Below are 912 nucleotides of genomic sequence, written 5' to 3'. Positions count from 1 at the left end.
CGCCAGACCGGTGATGACGCCACCGAGTGCGGCCTGTGCGTCAAGGGAGTTTGTTTCGGCCATCTGTTCGTTTTTGCGACGCTCGATTTCATCGGCGGCACTGCCTTTGGGGAACACGTGCGACAGGCGGCGGCGGGCTTCAACTGACCCGAGCGCGTGATAGACGCGCTTGCGCAAAGCGACATCCTCGGGTCGTGTCGAGAGTGCCCAGAGTTCGATTGGTCCGAGTGTGTTGAGGAGGAACATTTCATACCAGTCCTCTCCGACCTTGATCTGGAGTAGCAGGGGTGCGCCGCTACCATCGGGGCGTGGCCCCTGCAGGGCGGTGTGGACAATCTGTCGTCCCGCGGCACTCAGGCCGAGTATCCTCGCGGTGTCATCTGCTTCCGTCGGGTTTGCTGTCCCCAAAATGAAGCGGCCAGTCGAATGGGTGGTGAGAAAGCTGCCAAAATCGGTGATTTTCTGGCTGGTCAGTCCCAGACGCACACCCAGCTTGGCGGCCCTTCGTGCCGCTTCTTCGAAAAGCTTCAGCACGAAGGGGGCAGCAGCTGCGCGCTGGAATTCGTCGCATTCAAGGCGTTTGTAGCTTTCGCGGAATTCGCGGAAGCGCTCACGATGGATCTCCCGGACGTGAGCAGGCACTTTTTCGGCTTCATCGGGGTCGAGGAAAAAGTTCCGTCCGATGATCTGAAAACCGAGGAGATACATCAGCTCCGACTGGCGGGCATTCTCGCCAAGGCCTTCGGGGGCGACACGGCCGATGTCGATGGCGACGACGCGGGCATCGCCCAGATCGAGACGGGTGGGCTGGTTGAGCGTCGGGTATTTGCCAATGAAGGTCTTTACGTAACGCTGGAAGATGGCAAGTCCGGTTTCCCCGCCAGATGTGGGTGTGTTGGAGCCGTAGTTGTC

Annotated in this window: 1 pseudogene; it reads right to left on the bottom strand. The window is 60.1% G+C overall.

The features are described from left to right. Positions 1–912: pseudogene (locus HK20_RS13035) on the bottom strand (type IV secretion protein DotO); the annotation flags it as partial.

It is taken from the genome of Acetobacter sp. DsW_54, assembly GCF_002153575.1.
Classification (GTDB): domain Bacteria; phylum Pseudomonadota; class Alphaproteobacteria; order Acetobacterales; family Acetobacteraceae; genus Acetobacter; species Acetobacter fabarum.
Note: the sequence above shows the minus strand (reverse complement) of the source record. Positions and strands in the feature narration are given on the sequence as shown.